General features: G+C 39.5%; 2 protein-coding genes and 1 pseudogene. 2 read left to right on the top strand and 1 reads right to left on the bottom strand.

Annotation, left to right across the window (positions count from 1 at the left end; translation table 11 throughout):
- Positions 1 to 30 precede the first annotated feature (30 nt).
- Positions 31 to 315, bottom strand: a pseudogene (locus ASJ81_RS10635) (DUF6444 domain-containing protein); the annotation flags it as partial.
- A gap of 610 nt (positions 316 to 925) precedes the next feature.
- On the opposite strand from ASJ81_RS10635, the gene ASJ81_RS10630 reads away from it, so the two are divergent.
- Both ASJ81_RS10630 and ASJ81_RS10625 read left to right on the top strand, forming a co-directional pair.
- Positions 926 to 2,266 carry a single-stranded-DNA-specific exonuclease RecJ gene (locus ASJ81_RS10630; protein ID WP_095644432.1) on the top strand — a complete coding sequence of 447 codons (1,341 nt, stop codon included), beginning with the start codon at positions 926 to 928 and terminating at the stop codon, positions 2,264 to 2,266.
- Positions 2,267 to 2,299: 33 nt separating this feature from the next.
- Positions 2,300 to 2,554 carry a KEOPS complex subunit Pcc1 gene (locus ASJ81_RS10625; protein WP_095644433.1) on the top strand — a complete coding sequence of 85 codons (255 nt, stop codon included), beginning with the start codon at positions 2,300 to 2,302 and terminating at the stop codon, positions 2,552 to 2,554.
- Positions 2,555 to 2,756 lie beyond the last annotated feature (202 nt).

The raw sequence follows: 2,756 nt of genomic DNA, 5'->3' as shown, positions 1-2,756 counted from the left end.
GCAGCAGTTCAAAGAATGCTCTATTACCTAATCAGGATTATCAACCATTTTAAGAGTTGTTCCTGGATGACCTTCTTGACCTCCAGGGTTCTTTTCGCTCTTTTTACGGAGACTCTTGGGATTAGGTTTTCCTTTGACAAAAAAATCAGTAGAAGGAGGTTTACTGCTGTTTCTGCTATTTTGATTTAAGCGAGATTCTAAAACTTGCAATTTTTCACTAAGCTGTTTTATTTGAGATTCAAGACTCTCAATGTAAGTTGCAATAACTTCAGGATTTGAAGTACACAGAGCAAGAATCTCTTCACGTTTCATCAAAGATAGAAATAACTCATTGTAAATCCAATTTTTCCTCGAAAAGAGGAAAAATTGTGTAGCCCTAAAAAGGCTACCTGAATAGTAACAATCAAAAATTAAAAAAAATAATTAATGAACTGTAAAACCCACAAGAATATTTTGATATTATTCATAGGGATCTGAAAAAAATCGAGGACTGTATGCCTGGAATTACTGGAATGGTAAATCAATGAAGTTCTTTCTAAACTGCATACATCTTTATGTACAGTGACCCAGAAGTTTGAGACTGCATTCAGATAATACCAAACATTGCCTCATACGAAGTAGAAGCGGATATTCCGGAATTTGCGGCTAATAGAAAACGTGAGTTTAACACCCTTTGTTTGAACTTTAAGAAGAAATAATATCAATAAAAATGGAAATGTATTTTCCATTTTTTTTGTTTTTATAAAACTAAGTAAATTCAAAACCTTCTATTTGCAATGTAAAAACCCTTTAGTTATCTAATATACAAAGTTTTATATTATCAAGCCAGTATAGTCTGACATCCTTTATTCTCTGACAATATGTATTGTTTGACTTTCAAACCGATACTTTTGATTTTATTACTGAATTTTTTGAGTGATGGATTTTGAGCGAGCTTGAGAAACTGATAAATCTTGCAAAAAACGCAGCCGAAAAAATCCGGAAATACAGATTTGTGCGCGTAGTCTCACATAATGATGCTGATGGGCTGACTTCAGCCGGGATAATGGCACAGGCCCTGTTGCGAGCAGATATTTGTTTCCAGCTTTCGATAGCTGGAAGGCTGGATGAAGCTGTGATTGAAGACGTTAACAGGAGCATCTCCAGGGATGAACTCGTCATCTTTTGCGATATGGGCAGCGGGCAGCCTGAACTTATTCGTAAGGTGGCAGCTGATGTTATAGTGCTTGATCACCACCAGCCTGTGGGGCAATCTCCGGCAAAAGCTGTTGTAAATGCCCATCTGGTTGGAATCGACGGGGCAACTGATCTCTCGGCTTCTGGTACCTGCTACCTGGTAGCGAGAGAGCTGGCAGCTGATAACGTTGACCTTGCAGGACTGGCTCTTGCAGGTGCAATCGGAGACAAGCAACTCTTTCACACGGCCAATGCTTTCATCCTGGAAGAAGCCTTAAAAACAGGGTTCGTATCTATTAGGAAGGGACTCAAAGTAGGAGATGGAGACCTTATAGACGTACTTGCATACAGTACTGAACCCTTTCTGGATATAACCGGTTACCCTGAAAAAGTAACGGAATTTTTGAACCAGCTCAGGCTTTCAGGAAAAATTGAAAACCTATCTGAGGAGGAAGTTTCAAGACTGGCCAATGCTGTCGCTCTGAAACTTGTCAGGCAAGCAAGCCCGGAGGCTATTGAAGCCGTTATAGGAGAAGTTTTGCTGCTGAACCGGGAGCTTGTAAGAAACGTTTACGATTTTATTTCTATTCTTAATACATGCGGAAAGCAGAAAATCTACGGGCTGGCTATTTCTCTTTGTCTGAGAGACCAGGAGATTGTCAATGAAGCCCTTTCTTTTAAAAGCGAATATGAGAAGAAACTTACACTGAATGTCAGGGAAAACGTAGAAAAAATTCGCAAAGGAGAAAATCTATGGTATGTTATTACTGCTGATGCCCTTTCTGCCGGAAATCTTGCAAGCACGGTAGTCCGTTACCTTCATCCCGAGCTTCCCTTCGTTTGCATAAATGAATCCGAAGGAATCTTGAAAGTCTCGGCAAGAGGCACCCGTGAGCTTGTCTCAAAGGGCCTTGACCTTGCTTTTACCCTGAGGGAAGCTGCAAGTTCAGTTGGCGGAAGAGGAGGCGGACATAATGTAGCTTCCGGGGCTACAATTCCTCTTGGAAGCGCAGAGGAGTTCCTGAGCATTGCAGACCGAATCATAGGTGACCAGCTCCAGAAGACCGAAACAAAAAACCAAAAAAGATAAAGATAATAAGTTGGAAAAGCGATGGGAATGCTTATGAAAATTACAGGTACGATTGAGTTTCCAGACCCCAAATCAAGAAAATCCGCTGCGAAAATTTTACAAGCTCTTTCTCCGGATAACCTTAGAAGCATGGAAAGTGAAATCCGTGATGATAAAGTTGCTGTTCGGTTTCATTCTGAGAAAATTGGCTCTCTCCTGGCAACAGTTGATGACTTTCTCATGAACGTTAAAATTGGAGAAGGAATTGAAGAGGCTATGGAAAAAGAAGATAAAACGCGAGAAAGCTGATTTTTCCTTATTTTTCTTTATTCTCTTTCCTTTGTTTTTCTTTTCCTCTTTCCTTTGTTTTTCTTTTCCTCTTTCCTTTGTTTTTCTTTATTCTCTTTCCTTTGTTTTTCTTTATTCTCTTTCCTGGCTCTTCGTCATTTCAGATGGGTAGTTTGAAATCTAACTTTCCTAATTTTAGATAGATCATAGTAATAAAATACTG

The sequence above is a fragment of the Methanosarcina spelaei genome, from assembly GCF_002287235.1.
Taxonomy (GTDB): domain Archaea; phylum Halobacteriota; class Methanosarcinia; order Methanosarcinales; family Methanosarcinaceae; genus Methanosarcina; species Methanosarcina spelaei.
Note: the sequence above shows the minus strand (reverse complement) of the source record. Positions and strands in the feature narration are given on the sequence as shown.